The sequence below is a fragment of the Escherichia sp. AM3 genome (genome assembly GCF_032029835.1).
Classification (GTDB): Bacteria; Pseudomonadota; Gammaproteobacteria; order Enterobacterales; family Enterobacteriaceae; genus Escherichia; species Escherichia coli.
In genome coordinates, this window is the sequence record NZ_JAVUPQ010000812.1 from 1 (window position 1) to 304 (window position 304).

The 304-nt window shown below is 45.1% G+C and carries 1 pseudogene; it reads right to left on the reverse strand.

The features are described 5' to 3' along the window. Window positions 1-304: pseudogene (gene yfbP, locus RTW80_RS28505) on the reverse strand (tetratricopeptide repeat protein YfbP); the annotation flags it as partial.

Below are 304 nucleotides of genomic sequence, written 5' to 3' on the forward strand. Positions count from 1 at the left end.
AGATTTGCTGCAAAGTCTTGATCTTCGATGCTGATGCCATTTTCATGGGGATCATCATCATTCACTTCCAGCCATTCTTCGAACTTCTTAATGCTGGAAAAGGCAGGTACGATTCGCCATTCGTCATGGTACGTTTCGCACACTATAGGTAGTTTATGCTCCTGACCAATAGGCCAGTACAAACCGAAACAGTCTCCGTTACCATATGCTGCATCTGTAAGTACGGTAAATCCGTTCGGAGGAAAAGGCCCCGGGCAAATTCCATCAATGCCAGGTGAAATATCACTACTGCGAGGAATAAGTT